17 protein-coding genes are annotated in these 23,436 nt (G+C 45.5%); 8 read left to right on the plus strand and 9 right to left on the minus strand.

Annotation, left to right across the window (positions count from 1 at the left end; translation table 11 throughout):
* Positions 1–118 precede the first annotated feature (118 nt).
* From G395_RS0103020 to G395_RS28420, 3 genes are all read right to left on the minus strand, one after another.
* Positions 119–1,837, minus strand: coding sequence for a SusD/RagB family nutrient-binding outer membrane lipoprotein (locus tag G395_RS0103020; RefSeq protein ID WP_026628720.1), 1,719 nt, complete (start codon positions 1,835–1,837; stop codon positions 119–121).
* A 38-nt stretch (positions 1,838–1,875) separates the two neighbouring features.
* Positions 1,876–5,220 carry a SusC/RagA family TonB-linked outer membrane protein gene (locus G395_RS0103025; protein WP_026628721.1) on the minus strand — a complete coding sequence of 1,115 codons (3,345 nt, stop codon included), beginning with the start codon at positions 5,218–5,220 and terminating at the stop codon, positions 1,876–1,878.
* A gap of 137 nt (positions 5,221–5,357) precedes the next feature.
* Positions 5,358–5,576 (minus strand): hypothetical protein, encoded by a 219-nt coding sequence (locus G395_RS28420; protein WP_035360241.1) that lies wholly within the window; start codon positions 5,574–5,576, stop codon positions 5,358–5,360.
* Positions 5,577–5,748: 172 nt separating this feature from the next.
* On the opposite strand from G395_RS28420, the gene G395_RS0103040 reads away from it, so the two are divergent.
* The 4 genes from G395_RS0103040 (at position 5,749) to G395_RS0103055 (ending at position 9,502) form a co-directional block, all read left to right on the plus strand.
* Positions 5,749–7,173: a BamA/TamA family outer membrane protein gene (locus tag G395_RS0103040; RefSeq protein WP_026628722.1), complete on the plus strand. Its 1,425-nt coding sequence runs from the start codon at positions 5,749–5,751 to the stop codon at positions 7,171–7,173.
* Between the two features lie 117 nt (positions 7,174–7,290).
* The gene (locus G395_RS0103045) at positions 7,291–7,881 is read left to right on the plus strand and encodes a hypothetical protein (RefSeq protein ID WP_229203927.1); all 591 of its coding nucleotides are present in this window, start codon (positions 7,291–7,293) and stop codon (positions 7,879–7,881) included.
* Positions 7,882–7,886: 5 nt separating this feature from the next.
* Positions 7,887–8,594, plus strand: a complete 708-nt coding sequence (locus G395_RS0103050; protein WP_026628724.1) for a peptidylprolyl isomerase — start codon at positions 7,887–7,889, stop codon at positions 8,592–8,594.
* Complete coding sequence (locus G395_RS0103055; RefSeq protein WP_026628725.1) at positions 8,594–9,502, plus strand: SDR family oxidoreductase; 909 nt, start codon at positions 8,594–8,596, stop codon at positions 9,500–9,502. The genes G395_RS0103050 and G395_RS0103055 overlap by 1 nt, the downstream gene beginning before the upstream one ends.
* Positions 9,503–9,609: 107 nt before the next feature.
* On the opposite strand, the gene glgP is transcribed toward G395_RS0103055, so the two are convergent.
* The 4 genes from glgP to G395_RS0103075 form a co-directional block, all read right to left on the minus strand.
* Positions 9,610–11,256, minus strand: coding sequence for an alpha-glucan family phosphorylase (glgP, locus tag G395_RS0103060; RefSeq protein ID WP_026628726.1), 1,647 nt, complete (start codon positions 11,254–11,256; stop codon positions 9,610–9,612).
* 69 nt (positions 11,257–11,325) lie between these two features.
* Positions 11,326–12,072, minus strand: a complete 747-nt coding sequence (locus G395_RS28425; RefSeq protein WP_035360245.1) for a hypothetical protein — start codon at positions 12,070–12,072, stop codon at positions 11,326–11,328.
* Between the two features lie 94 nt (positions 12,073–12,166).
* A complete protein-coding gene (locus tag G395_RS0103070) occupies positions 12,167–12,733 on the minus strand; it encodes a hypothetical protein (protein ID WP_026628727.1) in 567 nt (188 codons plus the stop codon).
* Between the two features lie 137 nt (positions 12,734–12,870).
* Positions 12,871–13,635 (minus strand): 3-keto-disaccharide hydrolase, encoded by a 765-nt coding sequence (locus G395_RS0103075; RefSeq protein ID WP_026628728.1) that lies wholly within the window; start codon positions 13,633–13,635, stop codon positions 12,871–12,873.
* A 189-nt stretch (positions 13,636–13,824) separates the two neighbouring features.
* On the opposite strand from G395_RS0103075, the gene G395_RS0103080 reads away from it, so the two are divergent.
* From G395_RS0103080 to G395_RS0103090, 3 genes are all read left to right on the plus strand, one after another.
* Positions 13,825–15,669 carry a 3-keto-alpha-glucoside-1,2-lyase-like domain-containing protein gene (locus G395_RS0103080; RefSeq protein ID WP_229203928.1) on the plus strand — a complete coding sequence of 615 codons (1,845 nt, stop codon included), beginning with the start codon at positions 13,825–13,827 and terminating at the stop codon, positions 15,667–15,669.
* Between the two features lie 29 nt (positions 15,670–15,698).
* Positions 15,699–17,633: a c-type cytochrome gene (locus G395_RS0103085; RefSeq protein ID WP_026628730.1), complete on the plus strand. Its 1,935-nt coding sequence runs from the start codon at positions 15,699–15,701 to the stop codon at positions 17,631–17,633.
* A gap of 174 nt (positions 17,634–17,807) precedes the next feature.
* Complete coding sequence (locus G395_RS0103090) at positions 17,808–20,348, plus strand: hybrid sensor histidine kinase/response regulator (protein ID WP_026628731.1); 2,541 nt, start codon at positions 17,808–17,810, stop codon at positions 20,346–20,348.
* On the opposite strand, the gene G395_RS0103095 is transcribed toward G395_RS0103090, so the two are convergent.
* Entirely contained in the window at positions 20,336–21,706 is a 1,371-nt protein-coding gene (locus G395_RS0103095) for a sigma-54-dependent transcriptional regulator (protein WP_026628732.1), read from the minus strand. The genes G395_RS0103090 and G395_RS0103095 overlap by 13 nt on opposite strands.
* Positions 21,707–21,835: 129 nt before the next feature.
* Complete coding sequence (locus G395_RS0103100; RefSeq protein ID WP_026628733.1) at positions 21,836–22,141, minus strand: hypothetical protein; 306 nt, start codon at positions 22,139–22,141, stop codon at positions 21,836–21,838.
* A gap of 561 nt (positions 22,142–22,702) precedes the next feature.
* Here G395_RS0103100 and G395_RS0103105 point away from each other — a divergent pair.
* The gene (locus G395_RS0103105; RefSeq protein WP_026628734.1) at positions 22,703–23,428 is read left to right on the plus strand and encodes a ferritin-like domain-containing protein; all 726 of its coding nucleotides are present in this window, start codon (positions 22,703–22,705) and stop codon (positions 23,426–23,428) included.
* Positions 23,429–23,436 lie beyond the last annotated feature (8 nt).

Genomic DNA, 23,436 nt, shown 5'->3' on the forward strand with positions numbered 1-23,436 from the left:
AATGTTGTAAACAAAAAACCGCAGTAGCGAAAAAGGGCACGAAGCTGCGTTCCTTTTACTCTACTGCGGTTCTGCTATGATCGGGCTATTTGCAAAAAAACAAAAGCCTGTTTACTTATTACCAGGGTTTTCCGGTGCCCTGCACCAACCATGGTTTCGACCACTGGCTGTTTTTCTTACGCGGTCCTGAGAACTTGGTCTCCTCTAATTTTTCAATTGCACTCTTTACGCTTTCTCCGTTGTTATTCAGCTCATTGTTACTGTAAATAAAACGCAGGGGCAATGCGCGGGATGTAGGCGCTACGCCCGGAACCAATGCGGGTAAGCCGGTCCGGCGATAATCAAACCAGCCTTCTGTGGCAGCTGTCCAGCTCGACACCCATTTTTGTTCCATAATCTGGGCTAATGTGCCATTATAGGCAACGCCCTTTTGCTTGATAAATGTGTCGTATTTATCCGCTACACCCCAGGTTTGCAAAGATTGCTTGATTCCATTGTTATAATGCGCAGCAGCAGAACCGGCAGCCCAGCCTTTCTGTGCAGCTTCCGCAAGAATGAATGAAGCTTCGGCCGCAGAAGCCAGTCTGGCTTTCAAAATCCCACCTTTATTTCCTTGATACGTGTAGCTCAGCTGCGACGCATGCTGATTTTGCACTTGCTGGCCCGTCGTAGGGTTTTCATTGAAATAAGTGGGATCAATCATCCCCGGAGGAACGCCCACATATTCGCCTGTATTGATCGGCCCGTTGAATTGTTCGGGACGGCTGGGTTTGTAAGTGTTGGGGTTAAAATGGCGCGTATATTTATGTCCTGCGGCAATTTTCACCCTTAATTCCTGCTCAGTAAATGATTTTACCCCGGTAAGGATTTTGCCATCCTCCCGAATGAATTCATCCATTCCTTTGGCCAATGTCGGATCTGCCACCCAACGCACGTGAACGGGCTGGAACCACACTTTCAATCGGGGGTCGTCATTGGTTACCAGATTGTTGATCAATGTTGATGCCGGCCTTCTCCTTCTCCAGTTGGATTCGCTGACGTCATACGCGGTTGCATTGGGCCAAGAATTATCTTTATCAGTGCCGATATAATCCATTACGGCGTCATCGCTGGCATCTTTGAAATAGACTCCGGATGCATAAACTGCCTCAATCCCTGGTTTGGCAATGTCCGGAAGCTTGCTGGAAATACGCATATAGTAACGAAGCAGCAATGTGTTCGCGAATTTTTGCCATTTCTGTGCATTTCCATTGTAAAACACATCATATGCAGGTGCATCCCTTTCATCACCGGATGCTGCGAAAATTGCCGACGCTGCTTTCAAATCCTCAATAATCCCTTTGTAAATCACTTCCTGACTGTCAAATACGGGAAGCATTGTTCCCTCATCTCCTTTCAGCGCCTGCGTGTAAGGTGCATCGCCCCAGAGGTCGGAAATGGTGCCGAAAATGAATGCGCGCATCGTTAATGCAACCCCTTCGTGGAATTTGAATTTGGACTCAACAGCTCTCTTATGCAGCAGATTGTTATTTCTCAGAAAGCCATACCACGATTTCCATTCGTCGTCTTCTTCGTTCCAGTTGTAATCGTTGAAAGCGTCTTTCCACGCATCCTCCTGGGTGTGCTGGATTACGCCAGCAATTTTGCCGTAGCCTAATTTTACATATTGATTCGCAACGCCCGTCATGACGGTGGGCATTATCAGGTTTGGATTGGCGCTGTTTGGATCAACACCATTTGGGTTCTCATTGATCTCCGTGAGGCTTTCCTTACAAGAAGTTACGACCAGCAGCGAAAGCATGAAAACAAGTCCGGGTATATATTTTAAAATCTTCATTGCTTTATTTTTAAAGTATGATGAGCAAAAGGATCTGATCAGAAATCGAAATTGAGCTTAAATCCAAACGGGATAGTCCACGGCATCACGTTCTGTCTTTCAATTCCCTGGCGGAAGCCTCCTCTATTGGGATCAGCCCAGAATGCACGCTCAGGATCGATGCCGATTTGCGAAGCCGTCCACAACATAATATTCCTGGTGTACAGCGAAAGGTTCGCATTTCTCACAACCCCGAAAAGGTTAGGAATTTTGTAAGACAATGTTACTTCGCGCAGCTTCACAAATGATGCGTCAAATGTAACCTGCTGGTTGAAGCTCCAAGGATACACAGCCGTGATAGGCAGATATTTGGTGCCTGCTCCACCCAGCCACTCGTGGTACTCCCCAGCCTCATCCTGCCAAACACCCGGAATAAATGCTCCGTCACCATCTGGTCCAAAACCACCTGTTGCAGCCGTATGCCCTCCTACTCTCGGGAAATTTCCGTTTTGCGGGATAATGTATTTTTCAGGATCTGATTTCAGCAAGGCAACCAGCTCGTCGGGGCTATACTGGCTTCCCGGGATCAGGTTGTCGATCTGACGTTGTGATTTCCAGTCAGATTCGCCATAGCGATACGTGAATGACATAAACTCTCCGCCTTGTCTCCAGTCAAAGCTTAATCCCAGGGAGAATCTTTTGTAAGTCAGATTGGCCTGCATACCCACCAGAAAATCAGGATTGTAGTTACCTACTTTCACATTGTTTTCACGACCTCCCAGGCTCTGCCAGTCCATATCGCCGCCTTCGCCATCATAAGCAATGATCGGCCAGCGATAATAGGGAGAATCTTTGTCCTGAACAGTAGCAAACCCGCGGCTATACATGTTGCCGATTTGCTCCCCTACGAATGTGTAAGCACCCGCTCCGTTCTCTCCCCATTGTTCAAAATACGGGAAGTTTGGTGCCAATTCTTTAACAGTAACACGGTTACGGCTGAAATTGGCATTCAGATCCAGGCTCCATCCTCCCCTGTTGCTGATTGGCGTTCCACCCAGCCCGATTTCCCAGCCACGGCTCACCAGCTTCCCAGCATTGATGTTTTTGCTCGCATAACCCGTCGAAGGCGCCATCGGAACGCTGAAAATCTGGTTCGTATTGGCTCTGTCATAATAAGTAATGTCGAATCTCAAACGGTTATTGAACAAGTTCAGGTCAATGCCACCTTCTGTTGAGGTCGCGATTTCCGGAAGTAATGCAGGGTTCAGCAAGTTTTCGCCCAGATTTGCCGTTACCAGGTCGCCCCAGTTTCCTGTTCCGAGGTTTGGATACAATTGATAAGGATCTGTATCATTACCCACCTGCGCCCATCCTCCGCGGAGTTTCAGTAACGAAACCGCGGACGGCATATTAAATGTTGTGCTCGCCAACCAGCTCAATGATGCGGATGGATAAAAATAAGAGCGGTTGCTTTCGGGCAATGTACTTGACCAGTCGTTACGAGCAGTCAAATCCAGGTAAAGCTGGTTTTTGAAACCAATTGAGCTTAAAGCATATAAGCTGTAAATGGCTTTCTTGAAACTGCCGTTCCCAACGACCCTGTTACCAACCGGAATGTTGGAAATGTTATACAGTCCAGGAACAGAAAGGTCCCTGCCGCCCAGATTTGAGGTGTTTTGGTGTTGCTGCATAATGTTACCACCACCCGAAATGCTGATGTCAAAATCGCTGGCCTTTATGGTTTTGGTAATTAAAAAATCCGCATTGCTTTCGTTACGACCAATGTTTTCAAGATAGTAACCGCCTTTTGCCATGCTTTTGTAGCTCCATGGAATTTTGGTTTCACGATCTTCATCAAACATATCATGCGAGTAACGCGCGAAGGCAGTCAAACCCTCGGCAATCGTCCAGTCGAGCTTAACATTTCCGTACAAACGATCTCGTGTATACGCATTGGTTAAATGTTTGGCAAGAAAATAAGGATTGTCCGTTTCGCCTTTTGCTACGGTCATTTGCTCTATTTCTTCCAGGCCCGGTTTCCACACGCCTTTCAGATCCTCAATGTTGTAACTAGGCGAGTAATAAACAGCTTGCAGCGGGTTTCCGTCTCTTTCGGAAGTTTGCGGACGGCTGTTTGAGCTGGAACGAACGAAATTGATATTCGTGCTTAGTTTGAGGTTCTTAGCCATATCAAATGTTCCTGCCAGCGACAATCCGTTTCGGTAAAGGTCCGAATTAGGGATCAGGCCCCGGTTGATCATATTGTTATAAGAAACCCGGTAAGTCGATTTATCGCTGGAACCCGAAACGGTAAGGTTATTGGTTGAAGTGATTCCCGTCTGCAGGAAGTTCTTCATGTTGTCTTTGTAAGATCTCAGCTCAGTCGGGATCGGATTGCCTTTGTCATCCAGTGGGCTGTTCCACTGAACTTCCTTATTACCCGCATCCAGCGGCAAACCGCCCCAGTATGCAGATGATTCGTCCAGCTGGAAAGGTCTTTCACCATTTGCGTATTTATAATGCAGATCCAGATATCTGTAAGGTTTTTCAAATACATTGGAAGTGGAAAAAGAAACACCAAGTCCCTTGCCTTTCTTACCAGATTTTGTTGTGATCAAAATAACGCCATTACCAGCCCTGGAACCATAAAGTGCTGCCGCACTGGGCCCTTTCAGCACAGACATGCTTTCAATATCGTCAGGGTTAATGTCTGAAATTGCATTACCATAATCGACTTTGTTGCCGCTTCCTTTTTCACTCACGTTTGCAAGGCTGTTGGCCAGCGGTACGCCATCCACGACGAACAAAGGCTGGTTATTTTTCAACGAAGCCGCTCCTCTGATCACAATGCTGATCGAAGAACCGATACCGCTCGTCTGATTAATAGAAACCCCTGAAACGCGGCCTGAGAGTGAAGTAAGCACGTTTTCATTGGCCACATTGGCAATGTCCTTCGCTTCAACTTTGCCTACATTATAACCGAGCGAACGCTTATCTCTTTTTATACCAAGGGCAGTAACCACGGCTTCCTGCAATGTCGCTACGTTCTCTTCAAGGACAACATCCACCACACTTTTTCCCTGAACGGCCACTTCAATTGAGTTGAATCCTATGTAGGAAAAGACAAGGACTGCATTATTACCGTCGGCATCAATGGAGTACGTTCCGGCAGCGTCGGTTGTGGTTCCAACCTGGGTGCCTTTCACCAGCACGTTAACACCGGGAACAACGGCACCGTCCACGGCAGATGTCACAGTTCCCCGGATCCGGGCGACGGATTGGTCCTTCGCGGCCTTAGTGGGTTTTTCACCCGCGACGACCGGCGCGCCCTTTCCGGTAAAAAGCAGCACGGTGAGCAAGCAACAAAGCACGCGCCGCATATTAATGATAGAGATTGAATTCATAATCTTTGAATTTTAGGTGATTGTCATAAGTCATGATAACAGGAGAAAAGTCGTCGTGAAATGGCTTTAATTTCGGGTCATTTTTGGGATAAATACAGTTTAAAATGCGTTTCAGATACATTACTTGGGAGATTTGCTTAAGTACTATCGTTTTTGCCGGGAGCATGCCCGTCCCGGCTGTTGCCGTTCGGCTGATTTTGCTGGAGCAGATAGTCGAAGTAAATTTCCAGCGCGTCGGAATATTTTTGCTGGTCTGTTTCACTGTTAATGCCTTCTAGCAATTCGGACAGTTCTTCCCCGGTGAGTTTGTTACTGATCAGTTTATTAATCAAAGTTTCAGCCCGGGAAAGTGACATAGTAATAGCTGTTAAGTCTTTGTAGGATACTCACTGAGTTTATGAAAAGACTATCGCGATTATATGTTTTTTTAAATGGACCGTTATGTGAATTGAGATAACCTTATTTTTACCAAATATTCACCAAATTCAAGGAAAGTATCGTTTCTATGACGAAACCTAGCAGTGACGAATGAACCTTAAAAGACACTATAAGAAGATATACTTTCCGCTATTCGTATTCCTTTTTATCCAAATCGCTAACGCGCAAACAGTTGCAACCGACACTGCCGGAATTATTGTTGTGGGCGACATCCTCGTGGAAGGAAATCACCGCACGAGGGCCGGCATTATCCTGCGCGAAATGGCCATTAAAACCGGCGATACATTAAGCGCCGCATTGCTGGCCGAAACACTCGAAATTGACCGCAGGAAAATCGTCAACACCAATTTATTCATCACCGTTGACCTGATCCCGAAAAGCAATCCTGACTCTGTCCGGACAGACATCCGGATTGTGGTGAAAGAGCGGTGGTATCTCATTATTGTTCCCGTTTTCCAGCTTGCAGACCGCAATTTCAATGAATGGTGGTATGAACGAAAAAGGGATTTGTCGCGCACAACTTATGGCATATATATGAGCTACGGTAATGTTACCGGCCGCGCGGATAAGCTGCGCTTTCTTGCGGAGTTTGGTTTTATTCCAAAATTTGAGGTCGCCTACACTTTGCCCTACATTGATAAAGCGCAAAAAACGGGCATTACGCTGGGCTCTTCTTACTCGGTCAACAAAACGACTGCTTTCAGAACATGGCGGGATAAGCTGCAATACTTTAATAGTGAAGACATTAACCGGGAAAGATTCTATTCCTATGTAAGCATTAGCCGCCGGAATAAATATTACACATTCCATACCGCTGATCTGCGGTGGAGTTACAGCAAGATTTCCGACACCATTGCTGCTTTAAATCCGAATTATCTGTTAAAAGGGCGCACAATCCAGCGCTACTTTCAGCTTACTTATTCATTCAGCTACGACAAGCGTGATAATGTTCAATATGCATTGCGGGGGCAAACTCTTGGGTTACAGATTTCGAAGATCGGCCTTCTACCAACCGATGACGTGAATATGACCTATTTTTATGGCTCTTACCGCAAATACATTCCGATTTCTAAAAGATGGTATTTCAATACAGGCGTACGGGGAAGGGTTTCATTGCCAAAACGGCAGCCTTACCTCCAAACGATAGGGCTTGGTTACAGGAACGATCTCGTCCGTGGTTATGAACTTTATGTGGTTGACGGACAGGATTATGCATTGCTGAAAAATGAATTGAAATACAAGCTCTTCTCATTTCAGAAACACTTTTCCTTTATTCCGATCAAACAGTTTAACACACTTCCTCTGGCCGCCTACCTGAACACTTTCGCAGATGCCGGTTATGTCAAAAACAGTTATCCTGAACTCAGTAACACGCGGCTGGGCAACTCGATGCTCTATGGCGCCGGTGCCGGCCTCGATATTGTTACCTTTTACAATATACTGGCGCGGTTCAACCTTACGCTGAACGGAAAAGGCGAGCGGAGATTCTTTTTCAACGTTTCCCGCGAATTTTGAAATCGTTTTCAAAATTGCCAAATATGGCTACATTGCAGCATTATAAGGCCTTTTCAGAAAAGAAGGCACGACTATTGTAACACTTATACTAACTGAATGAAAAAAACCTCTACACGCATGAAAAGTTTTAAAACCGGGTTTGCAGCTGTCTTTTTTGCATTGGCAATCTTAGGATGTGACACCAAAACAAACGAGCAATCCGAAGCGGCTACCGACTCGGTGAAGGTGGAAGCGCCAGCCGAGAATGATCTCAACAGCGATCAATCTGCATTGCTGCAAACAATCTTGGGCACCGATAAGGCGGCAGGCACTGTGCTTCGGGGAATTTCTTTTGGTGACCCGATCAGTAAGATCAAAGCTTCGGAAAATTTCGAAATGTTTGAAGAAACGGCGGATCATTTGGGATACACGGCTGAAACCCCGCAGCTGGAAACCATTGATGTACAATACTTTCTGACGCCCGACAAAAAGGTGAACAGGATCACAGTTGACGTTTATCTGAACAGTCCGGAAGCTACAAGGCAGCTCTGGAATGCTGGAAAAAATTATTTCACGAAGGATTATGATGCACCTAAGGAAGAACCTAATAAGGTCACCTGGAACAAAAAATCCGTTCGGGTTAATATGGAAGATGTTTCAAAAGGGAAGGATTACGGGTTAAAATTCCAGTTTGTCCCAACCGATAAAAATGTACTCGCGGCAAAATAAATTTTATGAAAACCAAAAAATCATTAGTTCTAGCGTTCCTATGCCTGTTTTCTCTGGGTGTTTTTGCCCAAAAGAGCTCTAAAAAAGATGATGTTGTAACGATCAAAACGGATCTGGGAACTATTAGGGTGATCCTATTCGACGAAACACCCAAGCACAAAGCCAATTTCCTTAAACTGACAAAAGATAAATTTTACGACGGTTTACTTTTCCACCGCGTCATAGACGACTTCATGATCCAGGGCGGCGACCCTAATTCAAGGAACGCGAAGCCGGATGATATGCTCGGAAAAGGCGATAACGGCTACAAAATCCCTGCTGAATTCAGCCCCAAGCTGTTTCACCAGAAAGGCGCATTAGCCGCAGCACGTGATAATAACCCAGCCAAAGAATCGAGCGGATGCCAGTTTTACATTGTGCAGGGCCGGAAATGGAGCAAAAATGACCTTAACAAGCAGGCTGCCCGCGCTGCCAGAAAGCTAACTGATTCTCAAAGGAAAGTTTACGAGGAAATTGGCGGAACACCGCATTTGGATGGCTCCTACACGGTTTTTGGCCAGGTGATCGACGGAATGGAAGTGATCGACAAGATTGGCGCCGTGGAAAAAGATGAACGCGACAGACCAGAGAAAAATGTGTCCATGAACATGTCTGTCAAAAAAATGAAGAAGAAAAAGATCACGAAGAAATACGGCTGGCAATACGAAGCTTAATGCATAAAAAACGAATACTGATCACCGGATCCAACGGGCTGCTCGGTCAAAAGCTGGTAGATTTACTGGCTGGAAATGAACATTACGAAACATTTGCCACTGCAAAAGGTGAAAACCGGCTGAGCGTTTCGGATGGTTATCGTTTTCTGGAAATGGATGTTACTGATGCTGTGCAGGTGGATGAAGTGCTTACAGAAGTAAAACCGGAGGTTATCATTCACACAGCCGCCATGACCAATGTGGATCAATGTGAAATGGAGAAGGATGCTTGCTGGAAACTAAATGTTACGGCAGTTGAAATCCTGATAGCGGCCTGTAAAAAGCATAACATTTTCCTCGAACACGTTTCCACAGACTTCATTTTTGATGGAACGTCCGGGCCATACAAAGAAGAAGACGAGCCTAACCCGATCAGTTTTTACGGTTGGAGTAAATATGCAGCAGAAAAAGCTGTAATGCATTCCGACATTCAATGGGCCATTGCCCGAACCGTGCTGGTTTACGGCATAGCGCACGATATGAGCCGGAGCAACATTATTCTCTGGGTTAAAAAATCATTGGAAGAAGGGAAGGCAATCAAGGTTGTTACTGATCAATTCCGGACGCCGACCCTGGCCGAAGACCTTGCTATGGGATGTTATTTGATTGCAGATCAGCTTGCAGAAGGTGTTTTTCACATTTCGGGAGAAGACTTCCTTACTCCCTATGAAATGGCCATCATGGCAGCCGATTACTTTTCGTTAGACAAATCACTCATTTCCCCTACCGACGCATCAGCATTCAGGCAACCCGCCCGTCGCCCCCCACGAACCGGTTTTGACCTAAAAAAATCCCGGGATATACTTGGCTACGAACCGCATACATTCCGGGAAGGAATCGCTTTGGTGGCAAAGCAGATTGGGCATTAATGCTTAGGATTTATCTATCAACGAAAGATCGAGCGTAAAGCCAGGAGGCAGCAATTTACAAATACTATAACGATTATTGAATCCCTTAGATTTCCCGGAATGCCCGTTTAATAAAGCTTCTCATAATACTCCCGCGCCATGCGGTCGGAGTTGAAAAATACGTTGACATCGTTCATACTGTTAAGCACCATCTGCTGCCATTTTGATTGGTTGGCATAGTAAGTTGGAATGACAGAGGTTTCAAGCTTTTGCATGAGATTATCGCAATCCTGCTTATTAATGTCATCCCCTTCTGCTACGGGCAGCAAAAATGAATTCTCATCATCCTTCGAAAATTCGCAAATCCAGCCGTCAAATGTCGACAGATTCAGGGAAGCGTTCATTGCCGCTGTCATTCCGCTGGTTCCCGAAGCCTCACGGGTAACGACGGGCGTGTTAAGCCATACATCCGAGCCGTCTTTCAGCAACTTGGAAAGTGCCAGCTCGTAACCGGTAAGCACTGCCATATTGGAATAATGGTGGCTTGTATAAAATAGCTTGTTAAATGTGTCAATGGCACCCTCGTCCTTTGGATAAGGCTTTCCGGCCCATATCACCTGAATCGGCTGTTCCTTGTTTTCCATGAGTTTCTTAAAGCGTTCCAAGTCCCAGATAAGCATATCCGGCCTTTTATAAGCTGCAAATCTGCGGGCCCAGACAATGGTAAGCACATTGGGGTCGAATATTTTACCGCATTGATCAGCTACTGTTTTGAACAAAATCCTTTTAAGCTCTTTTTTTCGGGCAGAAATCCTTTCTGAATCCTTTGCTATTCGTGCGCTTTCCAATTCGCTATCAACCCAGTAAGTGTTGTTCTGCGCATTGGTAATGTGGCCGATCTCTGCAATGTTCTTATGCGATTTCCACATGTTTCGCGACACTTCGCCGTGGAGCTTCGAGACACCATTGGCCTTTCTGCTCATGCTTAACGCTGCCAGCGAATGGTTGAAAGTATCACCCTTTATATTGCTGATTTTGCGAACTGTGTCCAGATCCAGTCCTGAAAAAAATCCCAGTTTATCTAGAAAGTTAATGTCGTGTTTTTCGTTTCCCGCCTCTTCGGGGGTGTGCGTCGTAAAAACAACACGTTTTTTAACCTCAGCAACCGTTTTCAGTTTTTTGAATAAATGAAAAATGCCCGAAACGCCGTGCGCTTCATTGAAATGATATACCTGTGGTTCATAGCTCAGTTCCTCCAGAAGACGCGCTCCGCCGATGCCCAGCACCATGCACTGCGCCACTTTGTAGGTTACATCCGCATCGTATAAGGAATAGCTGATTGCCCGCGTCGTATCATCGTTGCCGTCGGTGTCGGTGGTAAGCAGAAATAACGGGGCAGATTGAAAAACATCCGGCGGCAGATAATACGCTGCAATCCAGACCTCCTTGCCCATGATCGGAACCTGAAAGCGGATTTTTGTATCGACAAGAAATGAATACATTTTCTCGTGAAACTCAGGCTGCATACTGCCATCTTTTTCCCTGCCCTGATCGTAATAACCATATTTCCAGAGCATTCCTACGCCTATGAGGTTCTGTTTCAATGCATATACGCTGCGCATATGCGAGCCTGCAAGGAAACCCAGACCACCTGAATAGATTTTCAGCGCCTGATCAACGGCGAACTCCATTGAGAAATAAACAACTGATTTTTCGTATTTATTATCCGGACTAAATGGATGTTTATAAGGAACTGAAAATGTTTGTTGTGACATTAAAAGGCAAATTATTAGTGAAACCTGCCAGCATAGATCCGACAGGTTTTAAAGCATTTTTTTCCCAAATCACTTCCCGAACAACCTTGCCCAGAAGCCTTTGGCTTTTGTTTTGGTTTCATCATATTTCTCCGAGGCAACTTCCTTGGCTTCCCTGAGTTCACTGGCGGCTTTGGCCCTCAGCTCTTCCGTTCTCTGTTGCGCTTCGGCCAGTTTTTCGGCTGCAATGGCTTTGGTTTCTTCAAATGCTTCGTTCAGATCTTCTTTAAGGTCTTCGTATTTGTCAACAGCCGCATCTTTAATGTCTTCATACTTTTCAGTGGCTGCTTCTTTGAAATCTTCTGCTTTTTCGCTCAGGTCAGAAAAAATCTCTTCTGCTTTTACTCTTCCAGCGGCAATGTTCAGCTCAACTTCGTTTTGTAACTGTTCCGTTTTTCGCGAAAAGCCTGATTTTACTTCCTCAGCATCTGCTTTTGCTTCCTCCACTTTATCTTCGGCTGCGGCTTCCAATTCCAGCGCTTCATCTATGGTCCGGTCGGCTGTCGATTCGCCTGCGGCTTTCAGATCGTCAAGTGTTTCGTAAACTTCCGACTTAATGCCGTCTGCTGCTGTGTCGGCTTCCTGAATTTCCTCTTCCGCTATTACTTCAAGCTCATCCGCTTTGTCTGTCTCGAACAACTCTGCGTCCTTATTTATTTCCTCTGCCTGATCCACGATCTCCTCCTTTTCCTCAGCAGCTTGCTCTTTCAGCTCTTCAACTTTCTTTTGAAGCGATTCTGTCACCTCTTCGGGTGTGGGTTTTTCATTTTCGGCCATCGGGAAAAGAATTTTAAGGTGAAAAATATGTAACAGTTGATTTCGAAAGCTACAAAGGAGTTGGCAACGTTGCAAGGAACCATTCAGCTTTGTACTACTCTAACCTTCTAACCATCAATTTTTTAATAAGCTCATAAAACGGCTCAGGCTGCATCGTACGCCAGTTATTGAGCTGCAATGTTCCCCCAAAATTGATGTAGTAATCGAGCTTGAATTTGTTCCATTGCTCCTCAACATGCTCTCTGAAATTTACCGCAGCGATCCAGCCGTCTTCAATGTCGTCAAACCATTCGGCATAGTAATCATCCTCGCTTCCGTGAAAATCCAGAACATTCTCACCCATCAGAATAAACTGGTTAATGCCCTGGTCCACAAGCGGGTCGACCACCTGTCTTTTAAAAAACATAATGTCGTTATGCAGCGCATCATTCCACTCTCCAAACATTTCGATCACGGCATAACGCTTCGTATAATCTGCAAAAAGGATCTTCACATACAGCGTTTCGGAACCGATTTCGTCCCATAACGGATGGATGTAATAGCCGTAAATCGCATTTTCGTAATAATCCAGATTGTAGGTCCTGCCATGGAACGGCGATTTTTCGTCATGGCTGGCTATATAATGTTTTTCCCAATTGTAATAAGGCTCTATCTCCTGCATGACATTGAATTCTTAACGCAAATCATAAACTAATATAACGATAACAGAACAAAAAAATGGCTTAAACAGTCTGTTAAACCATTTAAGCCATTAAAATATTGTACCTGAATTCAGCTCTGCGCCGTATCGCCTGCTGCTTACAGCTCGCGGATCCAGATGTTGCGGAAGCTTGTTGTATTGTTGTGGTCCTGTAACTTGATCGGGCCTTTTCCGTGTGGCTCGATCGTTGGCTGGCCTACATAAGGAGTCGTTCCCTGGATCATGGTGTGGTTTTGTACCAAAACACCATTGTGGATCACCGTAATGTATGGAGGAATCGTCATCTGACCGTCCTTATTGAAATGCGGCGCTGTGTAAACAACGTCGTAAGTCTGCCATTCACCTGGCCCAACAGTTGCATTCACAAGCGGCATGGTTTGCTTATAAATAGATCCCGCCTGTCCGTTGGAGTAAGTTGGGTTGTTATAGCTGTCCAAAACCTGCAATTCATAAATGCCTTGCATAAAAATACCGCTGTTACCACGTCCCTGGCTGTTTCCTTCCACCTTAGCAGGTGTACGCCATTCAATGTGCAGCTGGTAATCTCCGAACGTCTGCTTGGTTTGTATATCACCTGATTTGGGTGCAACGGTCATTGCTCCGTCCCCAACGGTCCAGGGCGCAGCGGCTTTGCCGTCTTTGCCTGAAACCCATGCATCCAGATTTTTTCCATCAAATAAAACGATTGCGTCCGAAGGCGCAGTAAAACCGGAAACAGCCGTTGACGGTTTACCAGGCGTTACAACGCGTGGCACCGGGCTCCAAAGTTCACTGGATTCTGGCGTTTGCTTAGCAGGTTGCAGCTGGGCATGTGCAGCAAATGCCGTTGCAAGGCTGAACGCGGTTAGGATTAGTTTTTTCATTTAAAATAACTTTTTGGACTAATTACTATTGAAATAATATCAAAACACAACATTAGGTAAAAAGCATTAACAAACGCGGTTCTCACCTAATTAAATGTAATATTTTGGATTCTTATCACGTAATTTGCACCCGCGTCGACCGATGGCCGGGCAGCATTTTAAATAAACCGATACAAGCTTACTTCACGTATGTTTAGAATTAACCGTTCTCTTTTCCAACTTCTTGCAGGTGGGATTGCTGCATTTGCTATGCAATCCGCTTATGCACAACAGCCTATCCCTTTAAACGACCTGAGTGCGTTCACTACCAAATCCGACAACTGGAAGATCGTCGGTAATGCAGCAGCTGATATTTCCAAAGAAAATGTACTGATCACGACACCCGGAAAAGGTGTGCTGGCGTGTACACACGAAAAAGGGAAATACGGCAACCAATATGAACTGATCTCCAATTTCAAGCACGGCGATCTGGACATTGAGCTTGATTTTATGCTGACCAAAGGATCCAATTCCGGAATCTACTTGCAAGGCAACTACGAAGTGCAGCTTTTTGACAGCTGGGGTAAAAAAACGGCCAAATACAATGATAACGGCGGAATTTACGAGCGTTGGAATGATTCAAAACCAGAAGGCGAAAAAGGTTATGAAGGCTATGCACCACGCTTTAATGTTGCCAAAGCGCCGGGATTATGGCAAAATATCAAAATCTCCTATCAGGCGCCCCGCTTCGATGCAAACGGAAAGAAAACTTCTAATGCAGTATTTCTTTCGATCGTGTTAAATGGCGTTACGATCCATGAAAATGTGGAAGTAAGCGGCCCTACCCGCGGTTCATTAACGGGCGAAGATGTGGCCATGGGCCCGATCCGCATTCAGGGTGACCACGGATCATTGGCTATCAAAAACATTGTGATCAATAATTTTGATAAAAAGCCGGGAACGTTATCGGAGCTTAGCTATAAGACTTATTATGGTGCTTTGTCCGAAACAGAGGACCTTTCTAAAATGACAGCTGCTGAGACAGGCAAAGCCGAAGCATTGAGCTGGGAAATACTGAAAGAGAATAATAATTACTCTTACGTATATACTGGCCGCTACAATGCTGCTACGGATGGTGATTACAACTTTAAGTTACAGGCTTCCGGAAATTCATACTTGAAGATCGACGGAAAATACGTAATCGATGCCCAATGGAAATCCAACAACGACTTCCGTGAAGGAAAAGTGAATTTGAAAGCGGGAGATCATACCATTGAAATATTCAATAACAAAAAAGATGGCTGGATGCGCCCTGTACTTGGACTTTGGGTAAGCGGTCCTGGTTTCAGGGAAATTGCTTACCATACCAAAAGCTCTGCCATGGCCGGTGGCGTTAATGATCCGATCCTGATCTCTGCCGGAACAAATAATGTTACCCGGAGTTTTATGGATTTCAAAAAAGGCAAAGAAAAAAGACAACGTGTGGTGCATGCAGTTTCAGTTGGAAGCCCTACTAATCTGCATTACACCTATGATCTGGACAAAGGTGCAGTTTTGCAGGTTTGGCGCGGTGAATTTTTGGATGCAACGCCTATGTGGCACGACCGCGGCGACGGATCTTCCCGTCCGAGAGGGAGCGTGACGTTGCTGGGCAATGATATGGTCCTTGGCAAATCGGCAAAAGGAAAGTGGCAGGCAGACACAACCGGCAGCGGCTATCGTCCGAAAGGCTATGTTCTGGACGACCAGGACGTTCCTACCTTCCAGTATCAGGCATTTGGTTCGGCCGTAACAGATTACCTTTCCGTAGTGAATAACCAATATTTCGAGCGAATTATTAAGGTAAATAATCCTTCAAAAGACCTGGTTGCCCGACTGGCTGACGGATCGAACATTGAAAAAGTGGCAGACGGACTTTATGCAGTTGACAACAAGTCGTACTACATTCAATTGGCTGATAAAAGTGTTAAACCTGAAATCAGAAGCGCTGACGGCTCGCAGGAATTATTGGTGCCGGTTACAAATGGTGAAGTGAAATATTCGATCCTGTTCTGATTCAAAATCCTTATAGACATTCATATATAATGAAAAAAATTGCTCAAATAGCGTTTGTTCTTCTCGCAACGATTTCCATGCTGAAAGCGCAGGAATCACCAAAAGAAGAAGACTTTTACAAAATCATCACCCCGCCCATTCCAGAAGGGATTATCCTTGAAGTGGGTGGATTAACGACCATGCCAAATGGCTCACTGGCCATTTCTACACGCCGCGGAGAGGTTTGGATCGTCGATAACCCGACCAGCCGGACGCCTTATTTCAGAAAATTTGCGACTGGTCTGCATGAAATCCTTGGCCTTGCTTACAAAGAAGGTGCATTGTATTGCGCACAACGCGGCGAGCTTACCAAGCTGGTCGACAAAAACGGCGATGGCAAAGCGGACATTTATGAAACCGTTTACGCATGGCCATTATCCGGACATTATCACGAATATTCTTTCGGGCCAAAACTGGCACCGGACGGAAGCTTTTTTGTGAGTGGTAACGTGGCATTTGGTGATGAGGAATGGTGGAGAGGCGAAAGCCGTGTGCCTGGCCGTGGCTGGATCTTCCACATTACCAATGACGGAAAATTCGAACCATACGCAACAGGCGTGCGCTCTCCTGCGGGAATCAGCATGCTCGATGGCGAGCTGTTCTATACAGACAACCAGGGCGACTGGATGGGAACCGGTGGAATTTTCCAGGTTAAAAAAGGAGGCTTCATGGGCCACCCGGCTGGTTTGAAATGGGCTGCGGGCACACCAGTGAAGCTTACAGAAAAGCAATTCTTCGCCGAGCGCGACAACCGCCAGAATAAAGACGACAAAGGACGGGCGATCAAGCCGGAGAACACAGGCAACGAAACGCCGCAGTTCCTTTATCAGTTGAAAGAAAAATACGATATGGTGCAGCTTCCGGCTGTTTGGCTTCCATATGGCGTGCACGGTGTTTCCACTTCGGAGCTGATTTTGGATAATACCCAAGGAAATTTCGGACCATTTACGGGACAGGTTTTCGTGGGGGACCAGGGACAAAGCAACATTATGCGTATTGTTTTGGAAAAAGTAAAAGGAGAATATCAGGGCGCAAGCATTGGTTTCCGCAGCGGTTTCCAATCAGGCGTTTTGCGTATGGCTTTCGACAAAGACGGTTCCATGTTCGTAGGTGAAACAAACCGCGGATGGGGTTCAGCAGGAGATGCGAATCAGGGATTGCAGCGTTTGGTATGGAATGGTAAAATGCCATTTGAAATGTACACTGTGAAAGCGCAGCCGGACGGTTTTGAAATAGAATTCACAATGCCGGTTGATCGTAAATCTGCGGAAGATCTTGATTCTTATAATGTGAGCAGCTATTTGTACAAACATTATCCTGTTTACGGCAGCCCACCGATCGATACGAAGGAAGTGAAAGTGGTGGGTGTTAAAGTTTCTGATGACGCTAAAAAAGTGCGGATCGTGTTGGATGGCATGCGTCAGTATTATGTGCATAAAATCCAGCTGGAAGGCGTTCGTGCTGCTACAAACAGCTGGTCGCTTGTTCATACGGATGCTTACTACACATTGAACAACATTCCTGATGGCGAGAAATTGAAAGTTTCTGACCTGAAAACGACCAGATCAGGAAAAGCGGCTGCTTCGGTTGCTGCACCTGAAAAAGAGCACGTTTCTCCGGATGGAAAAGGCAAAGCAACTACCGGTAAAGCCGCAGCCGTGAAAGTGCCTACGTTTGCAGAGGTTAAACCGCTTTTGGAAAAAAATACTTGTCTGGCTTGCCACGCTGCCGACAAGAAGGTGGTTGGACCATCTTACCTGGATGTTGCCAAACGCAAATACAGCAATGAAAAGATTGTTGATCTGATCTATCATCCAAAACCTGAAAACTGGCCGGATTATGCAACGCCAATGCCTCCTATGCCGCAGGTTTCGAAATCTGATGCGATGAAAATTGCTTCATGGATTAATTCTCTTGCAAAATAATAAACGTGCATTTCGCAGCTGCGGGGTGCATTTTGAAATACGCTTGGAAAGGCTGCCCAAATATGCGGGGCAGCCTTTTTTCGTTATATTCACATTCTAAATCAGACAGATGCAGCTGAATTGCACCTTTTACGATTGTAAATTCGTTAAAGACATTGCATACTACATTCCGATATGTCCGCTCTTCGTGACCTCTTTTTCCTAAAATCAGTTAAAGGCAAAGTCTTGCTGGGATTTTTGCTGGCATCGCTGGCATTGGGCACGTCGTGGATTATCAGTAAGGAAGCATTTGAAGATATGCTGATCAAGCTGGAAGTAATGTCTACGCCAAATGATAAGCTTCGGCTGGTTAATAAAGTATTCAAAAACATTATCCAGCTCAACCATTTACAAAACACACGCACATTAAAAGGTGAAGAAAAAAACGAACAGGTTTTAGCGCAATCCAAAGAGCTGATCGCAACGCTGGATTCACTGAGTAATATGAGCCTGGACGACCATATGCAGATTATTCGCATCGACTCTATGAAAAGCCTGCTGAATGAGCGGGAAAAAATTTACGGAAAGTATGTCAAAGTGCGCTCCAAGTTGGTCAATAACAAGGATCTGGAAGAAGAGGTAAAATCCATTTCCGGGCTGATCACTACAAAACTAAAACCCGACAGCACAGTTGTAAAAACCGAAAAACGAACGACTACAACGACTGTTTACACGGAGTTACCTGACTCTCTGCAACAAGCTAGCCAGAAAAAAGGATTTTTTAACCGGGTATTTGGCGGTTCGAAAAAAGCCAGGAAAAATGCGCCTCCTGCGCCTGCCAAGGTGGTCCAGAAACAGGAAGTAAATGTGCAGGTGGACACCATTACCGTTGCCCAGGAAGATAGCACCATTGAAAAAGTGGGCGAAGCGGTGCATGCCATTGAAAAATCACAGAAGATCAGGACAACCAGCTTTGTAGACCGGGAGCAGGAACTTGCCACAGCAGGCAATTCACTCGTGCAGCAATTGTTGGATGTAATGCAGGAAGTGGAGGCAGAAGTGCTGAAAGAGTCCAATCTGGAAGGTTCCAGGTCGAAAAACATTGTGACCGGCAGTATCAATACATTGGAGTATATCATGCTGGGATTCTTTTTCCTGACTGCTATGCTTTCCTATCTCATTTTTACGGACATTACCCAAAGCAACGCCTATCGCAGCCAGCTCGAAGAAGCCAAAGAGGAAGCCGAATATCACAGCATGGCCAAACAGCGGTTTTTATCCAATATGAGTCATGAGATCCGCACGCCGCTGCAATCCATTATTGGCTATACCGAAGCATTAAAAAAGGACGAAAAACCGAAACGGCAGGATCTGGAAACATTGCATTCAGCATCAGAACATTTGCTGCATCTTGTCAATGAGGTCCTGGATTACAGCCGCATTATCTCGGACCGGTTTACTTTTGAGGAACGAACTTTCGCTATTAATCCCTTGCTTAACGAAGTAGTTCAAATGCTGCGGCCAACGGCGGTTTCAAAAGGACTTTTACTACAATTTGAAAATGGGCTTTCTCCAAAACTCTATCTGAACGGCGATCCGTTCAGGCTGCGCCAGGTCCTTTACAACCTTCTTACGAATGCTATCAAGTTCACCGAAACCGGCGAAGTCGTACTGCGGGTTACGGGTTTTGAGAGTGACAGTGATCTTGAAATTGAATTTCAGATCTCGGATACCGGCATCGGCCTATCGCCGGAACAAGTTCAGCGGGTGTTTAATCAGTTTGAACAGGCCGATCCTTCGATATCGCGTAAATATGGTGGCACCGGCCTGGGCCTTAGCATTGTAAAAGCATTGGTGGAAGGCATGTCCGGCAAGATTAAGGTCAAAAGCACGCTCGGGAAGGGCACGACTTTTTTTGTAACCACCCGTATGAAAAAAGCTGAAACACTGGAAATAGCGCCCGAGGAAGCAGACGACAGGAATTATAATGTGGTCGGAAAAGTATGGCTCGTCGACGATGATGCCTTTATCCTGAAATGGTGTTCGTCCGTTTTGGAAAGGAACGGCATTCCGCATACATGTTTTTCGTCAGCAGAGGAGGTTTTGAGCCGTCCGTGGGATTCGCAGGTGAGGTTTGTGCTTACAGACATGCGTATGCCCGGCATGAACGGCGCAGAACTTTGCAAACGCCTCCGCCAATCTGCTTCCGGAAGCACCAAATTCTTCGTATTGACCGCGCAAGCGCTTCCTGAGGAGCGAAAAGGCTTGCTAGGAATGGGATTTGACGGTTATCTGATGAAACCTTTCCATTCCAACGAACTACTGGAATTACTGGAAGCCTCATCCACAAAAGCAGAAGTTCCGGAAAAAACCGTAACCGAAAACCCCGAAACGGCGCTTGATTTTACATCATTGAATGAAATGACTTTTGGTGATGAAAGTCTGCTCAGGGAAATTCTGGAACAATTTGTAAAGGATTCGAGAAAGGATGTGAGCGATCTGGACGGTTACATCCAAAACAACGACCTGGACAAAGCGCAGGAACTCATGCACCGCCTGGCCGGCCGTACGGGACAGATAGGCGCCCGCGAGCTTTCGGCCAAGCTGCGTCAATATGAAGTTGCTTTGCGGGAAGACCCTTCTAAAATTTCCATCGCGGAAATGCAGCAGGTTGTGAAAAACGCTGCCATTGTGGTTGAGCAAGTTGAGGAAAGGGCTCTGGCTTACTCAATATGATATTTTTCTATCTTGTAATAAAGCGTTTTCCTGTCGATGTTTAACAGTTTCGCAGCTTTACTCTTATTGTAGCGCACTTCCTGCAAAACCTTCTCAATCATCTCCTTTTCATGTGTTTCCTGCAAAGCTTTCAGATCTGAGCCCGTTGGCTTTTGCTGATCTTCGAGAGCCGTAATCATTTCGGCCGGTAATGCGCTTAATGTGGCTACTTCCTCTTTCGAGAGGAGCACCAGGCGTTTGATGACATTGTTCAGCTCACGCAAATTTCCCGGCCAGTCATATTTATGGAAAACATCCATTACTTCTTTGGACAGTTCCCGCACATTTCTGCCCAGCTCCTCGTTCGCTTTGTCTACAAAATGTTGAATAAATATGCCCAGGTCCTCTCCTCTTTTTCTCAGCGCAGGAACTTCTATCTTAAATTCATTTAACCTGTGATAAAGATCTTCCCGGAAATCACCATTGGCGGCGCTGGTCATTAAATCTTCATTGGTTGCGGCAATCAGCCTAACGTCAACCTTAATCTGCTGCGTAGCGCCTATCGGCACAATGATACGCTCCTGCAATGCACGTAAAAGCTTGATCTGAACGTCATATCCAAGGTTACCGATCTCATCCAGGAACAATGTTCCGCCATCGGCCGCCTCAAACTGCCCGATCTTATCTTGCAAGGCACCGGTAAATGCGCCTTTTTTGTGACCAAAAAGTTCGCTTGCAGCCAGTTCTTTGGATAATGATCCGCAATCGATCGCGACAAACGGCCCGTTACTACGTTTGCTCATCTTATGGATGGATTTGGCAACATGCTCTTTTCCTGTGCCGCTTTCCCCCTGGATGATCACCGACATATCCGTTGGTGAAACCAATCGAACATACTCGTAAAGCTGCTTTGAAATCTTACTTTTCCCTTCGATGAATTCAAGCGATTGCTTGTCGGCTTTCGCATTGACCTTCGTTTTTGGAGTCGCCTTTGTATCTGTTGATTCGGCTTTGTTAAGTGCTTCTCGTAGTACCATAAGCAGTTCCTCCGGGTTAACCGGCTTGGTTATGTAATCAAAAGCACCGATCTGCATGGCTGTAACAGCAGTACGCACATCGTGAAAACTTGTCATGATGAATGCCGCAGTCCGGTTTCCTTCACTTCTCAGTGCTTTCAGAAAATCGACCGAATTACCATCCGGAAGGCGATAATCCAGCATTAACACTTCAAACGGTTCTTCGGTATCGCTACTTTTCAGTGCCTCTCTTGCTTCTTTGATATTTGAACAGACTTTAACCGAATGGCCATGCTTACCAAGGAAATTACTTAGCAGCTTTGAAAATGTAGTATCGTCTTCTACGAGGAGCAGGTGGGCCATGGGTTTTCTGATTATCAAAAATAAATACTAACTAACGAGCAGGGGAAATGTAAAATTATAAAAACAAACGCCAAAAGCCGGATAAATGTCCGGCTTTTCATTTTGAGCTAATAAATATAACGTGCAGTTCTAATCAACTTTCTTTCCGTATTTGTCTAGATTGATGACAGTTGACTCTTCGCCTTTCCTGGCATTGATCTCAAAATACTGCGAGTTATCCTCCTTTGTAACTAAAAAAGCACTAGTAACCTGCCAACCTGCATAAGCTTCTCCCGAAAGCGTATTCTTAACTGCCTCGGGCAGGTCATCCGGCCGAACAGCAACTTTATCCTGGCTTATACTCAATTCGGTTTTGACCGGGCTTGTTACATTGGCCTGCACATGGGCTGCACCCAGCATGGCGATGAATGTAGTGGACAGTATGATGTGCTTCATCTTGTTAATCGTGTTAGGTAAATTCAAAAAAGCTCTTGATAATTTGATGCCACAACCCAGCGCTATACAAATTAAGTTGATAATCAGATATTAACAAATCTCCTGTTCCATACATACGGACTCGCATGTACGATCTTTCAACAAGTTGTAGCATTAAACATCAGAACAGGAACCAGTTAGCAAAAAGTGCGTATCCGACTTATTCAGCCGGATTTGCGAAATGATCTGAATTTTTTCAGGCAAAAAGTGCTTAAAAGAAAAGGATTAAGTTATCTTTGCGTAGCAATTATTACTTAGTAACTGATAGTATTTAGTCTACAATTCTCCGCAATATAAGGTCGTCCCGGCGATTTGGTATAAACGAATATTTACTCAACGTTACTTTTTAGTATCGGATGATCCGAAAGCATCAAGAGCCTGGCAACAGGCTCTTTTTGTGTTTAAGCCCCTGCGGAAATCGCCGTCATTTTTTCACTAACTGATCTAAAGCAAATAGGAGGTCGTAGGTCTGTTAAATCCTTTCGATAAACGGAAGGAAAGTCAAGAAACCTTTTTATTGCTATGAACAGACAAACGAAATCAAAAATCGACTCCGGAAAAGAAGAGGGAGCAAGCGCGTCAGTTGTCAACCGACGTCTATTTTTGCGTTCTGCCGGATTGGCCACGTCTTTGGGAACCATTGTAATTGCTGCCGCTTGTAATGACGACGATCCGGATCCGATGATCCCTGGAACGGGCGATAGTGTGGACCTGGGCTCAGGAGACGTTGGTGTATTAAACTATGCATACGCGCTTGAACAATTGGAAGCCGCTTTCTATACACAGGTTATTGCTACGCCGTATGCCGGCATTACCGACGCGGAAAAAACAATCCTTACCGATATCCGCGACCACGAAATCATTCACCGCGACTTTTTCAAGAAAGCATTGGGTGACAAAGCCATTAAAGATCTTACTCCAAACTTTTCGACGATCGACTTCACAAAACGCGATGCTGTATTAGGTGCTGCGAAGCTTTTTGAAGATACGGGTGTTGCCGCATATAATGGTGCAGGCAGACTGCTCAAAGACGGTGGAAATCTCCTTCTTGCCGGAAAAATCGTTTCTGTTGAAGCCCGCCACGCAGCGGTGATCCGTGATTTGTTGAAACCAAAGTCTGCTGATTTTGCCGGCGATGATATCATCAACGAAAACGGGTTCGACAAAGCTGTTGCCCCTGCCGATATCCTTGCTGCCGTAAAAGGTTACGTAAAGGATACGATCACGGGAGCAAATGTGGGTAAATAATTTAATAA

The organism is Dyadobacter alkalitolerans DSM 23607, from assembly GCF_000428845.1.
Classification (GTDB): domain Bacteria; phylum Bacteroidota; class Bacteroidia; order Cytophagales; family Spirosomataceae; genus Dyadobacter; species Dyadobacter alkalitolerans.

Excerpts from the sequence above, each read along its gene's own strand:
- G395_RS0103020 (WP_026628720.1), bottom strand. The coding sequence starts at position 1,837 with ATGAAGATTTTAAAATATATACCCGGACTTGTTTTCATGCTTTCGCTG.
- G395_RS0103025 (WP_026628721.1), bottom strand. The coding sequence starts at position 5,220 with ATGAATTCAATCTCTATCATTAATATGCGGCGCGTGCTTTGTTGCTTG.
- G395_RS28420 (WP_035360241.1), bottom strand. The coding sequence starts at position 5,576 with ATGTCACTTTCCCGGGCTGAAACTTTGATTAATAAACTGATCAGTAAC.
- G395_RS0103040 (WP_026628722.1), top strand. The coding sequence starts at position 5,749 with ATGAACCTTAAAAGACACTATAAGAAGATATACTTTCCGCTATTCGTA.
- G395_RS0103045 (WP_229203927.1), top strand. The coding sequence starts at position 7,291 with ATGAAAAGTTTTAAAACCGGGTTTGCAGCTGTCTTTTTTGCATTGGCA.
- G395_RS0103050 (WP_026628724.1), top strand. The coding sequence starts at position 7,887 with ATGAAAACCAAAAAATCATTAGTTCTAGCGTTCCTATGCCTGTTTTCT.
- G395_RS0103055 (WP_026628725.1), top strand. The coding sequence starts at position 8,594 with ATGCATAAAAAACGAATACTGATCACCGGATCCAACGGGCTGCTCGGT.
- glgP (WP_026628726.1), bottom strand. The coding sequence starts at position 11,256 with ATGTCACAACAAACATTTTCAGTTCCTTATAAACATCCATTTAGTCCG.
- G395_RS28425 (WP_035360245.1), bottom strand. The coding sequence starts at position 12,072 with ATGGCCGAAAATGAAAAACCCACACCCGAAGAGGTGACAGAATCGCTT.
- G395_RS0103070 (WP_026628727.1), bottom strand. The coding sequence starts at position 12,733 with ATGCAGGAGATAGAGCCTTATTACAATTGGGAAAAACATTATATAGCC.
- G395_RS0103075 (WP_026628728.1), bottom strand. The coding sequence starts at position 13,635 with ATGAAAAAACTAATCCTAACCGCGTTCAGCCTTGCAACGGCATTTGCT.
- G395_RS0103080 (WP_229203928.1), top strand. The coding sequence starts at position 13,825 with ATGTTTAGAATTAACCGTTCTCTTTTCCAACTTCTTGCAGGTGGGATT.
- G395_RS0103085 (WP_026628730.1), top strand. The coding sequence starts at position 15,699 with ATGAAAAAAATTGCTCAAATAGCGTTTGTTCTTCTCGCAACGATTTCC.
- G395_RS0103090 (WP_026628731.1), top strand. The coding sequence starts at position 17,808 with ATGTCCGCTCTTCGTGACCTCTTTTTCCTAAAATCAGTTAAAGGCAAA.
- G395_RS0103095 (WP_026628732.1), bottom strand. The coding sequence starts at position 21,706 with ATGGCCCACCTGCTCCTCGTAGAAGACGATACTACATTTTCAAAGCTG.
- G395_RS0103100 (WP_026628733.1), bottom strand. The coding sequence starts at position 22,141 with ATGAAGCACATCATACTGTCCACTACATTCATCGCCATGCTGGGTGCA.
- G395_RS0103105 (WP_026628734.1), top strand. The coding sequence starts at position 22,703 with ATGAACAGACAAACGAAATCAAAAATCGACTCCGGAAAAGAAGAGGGA.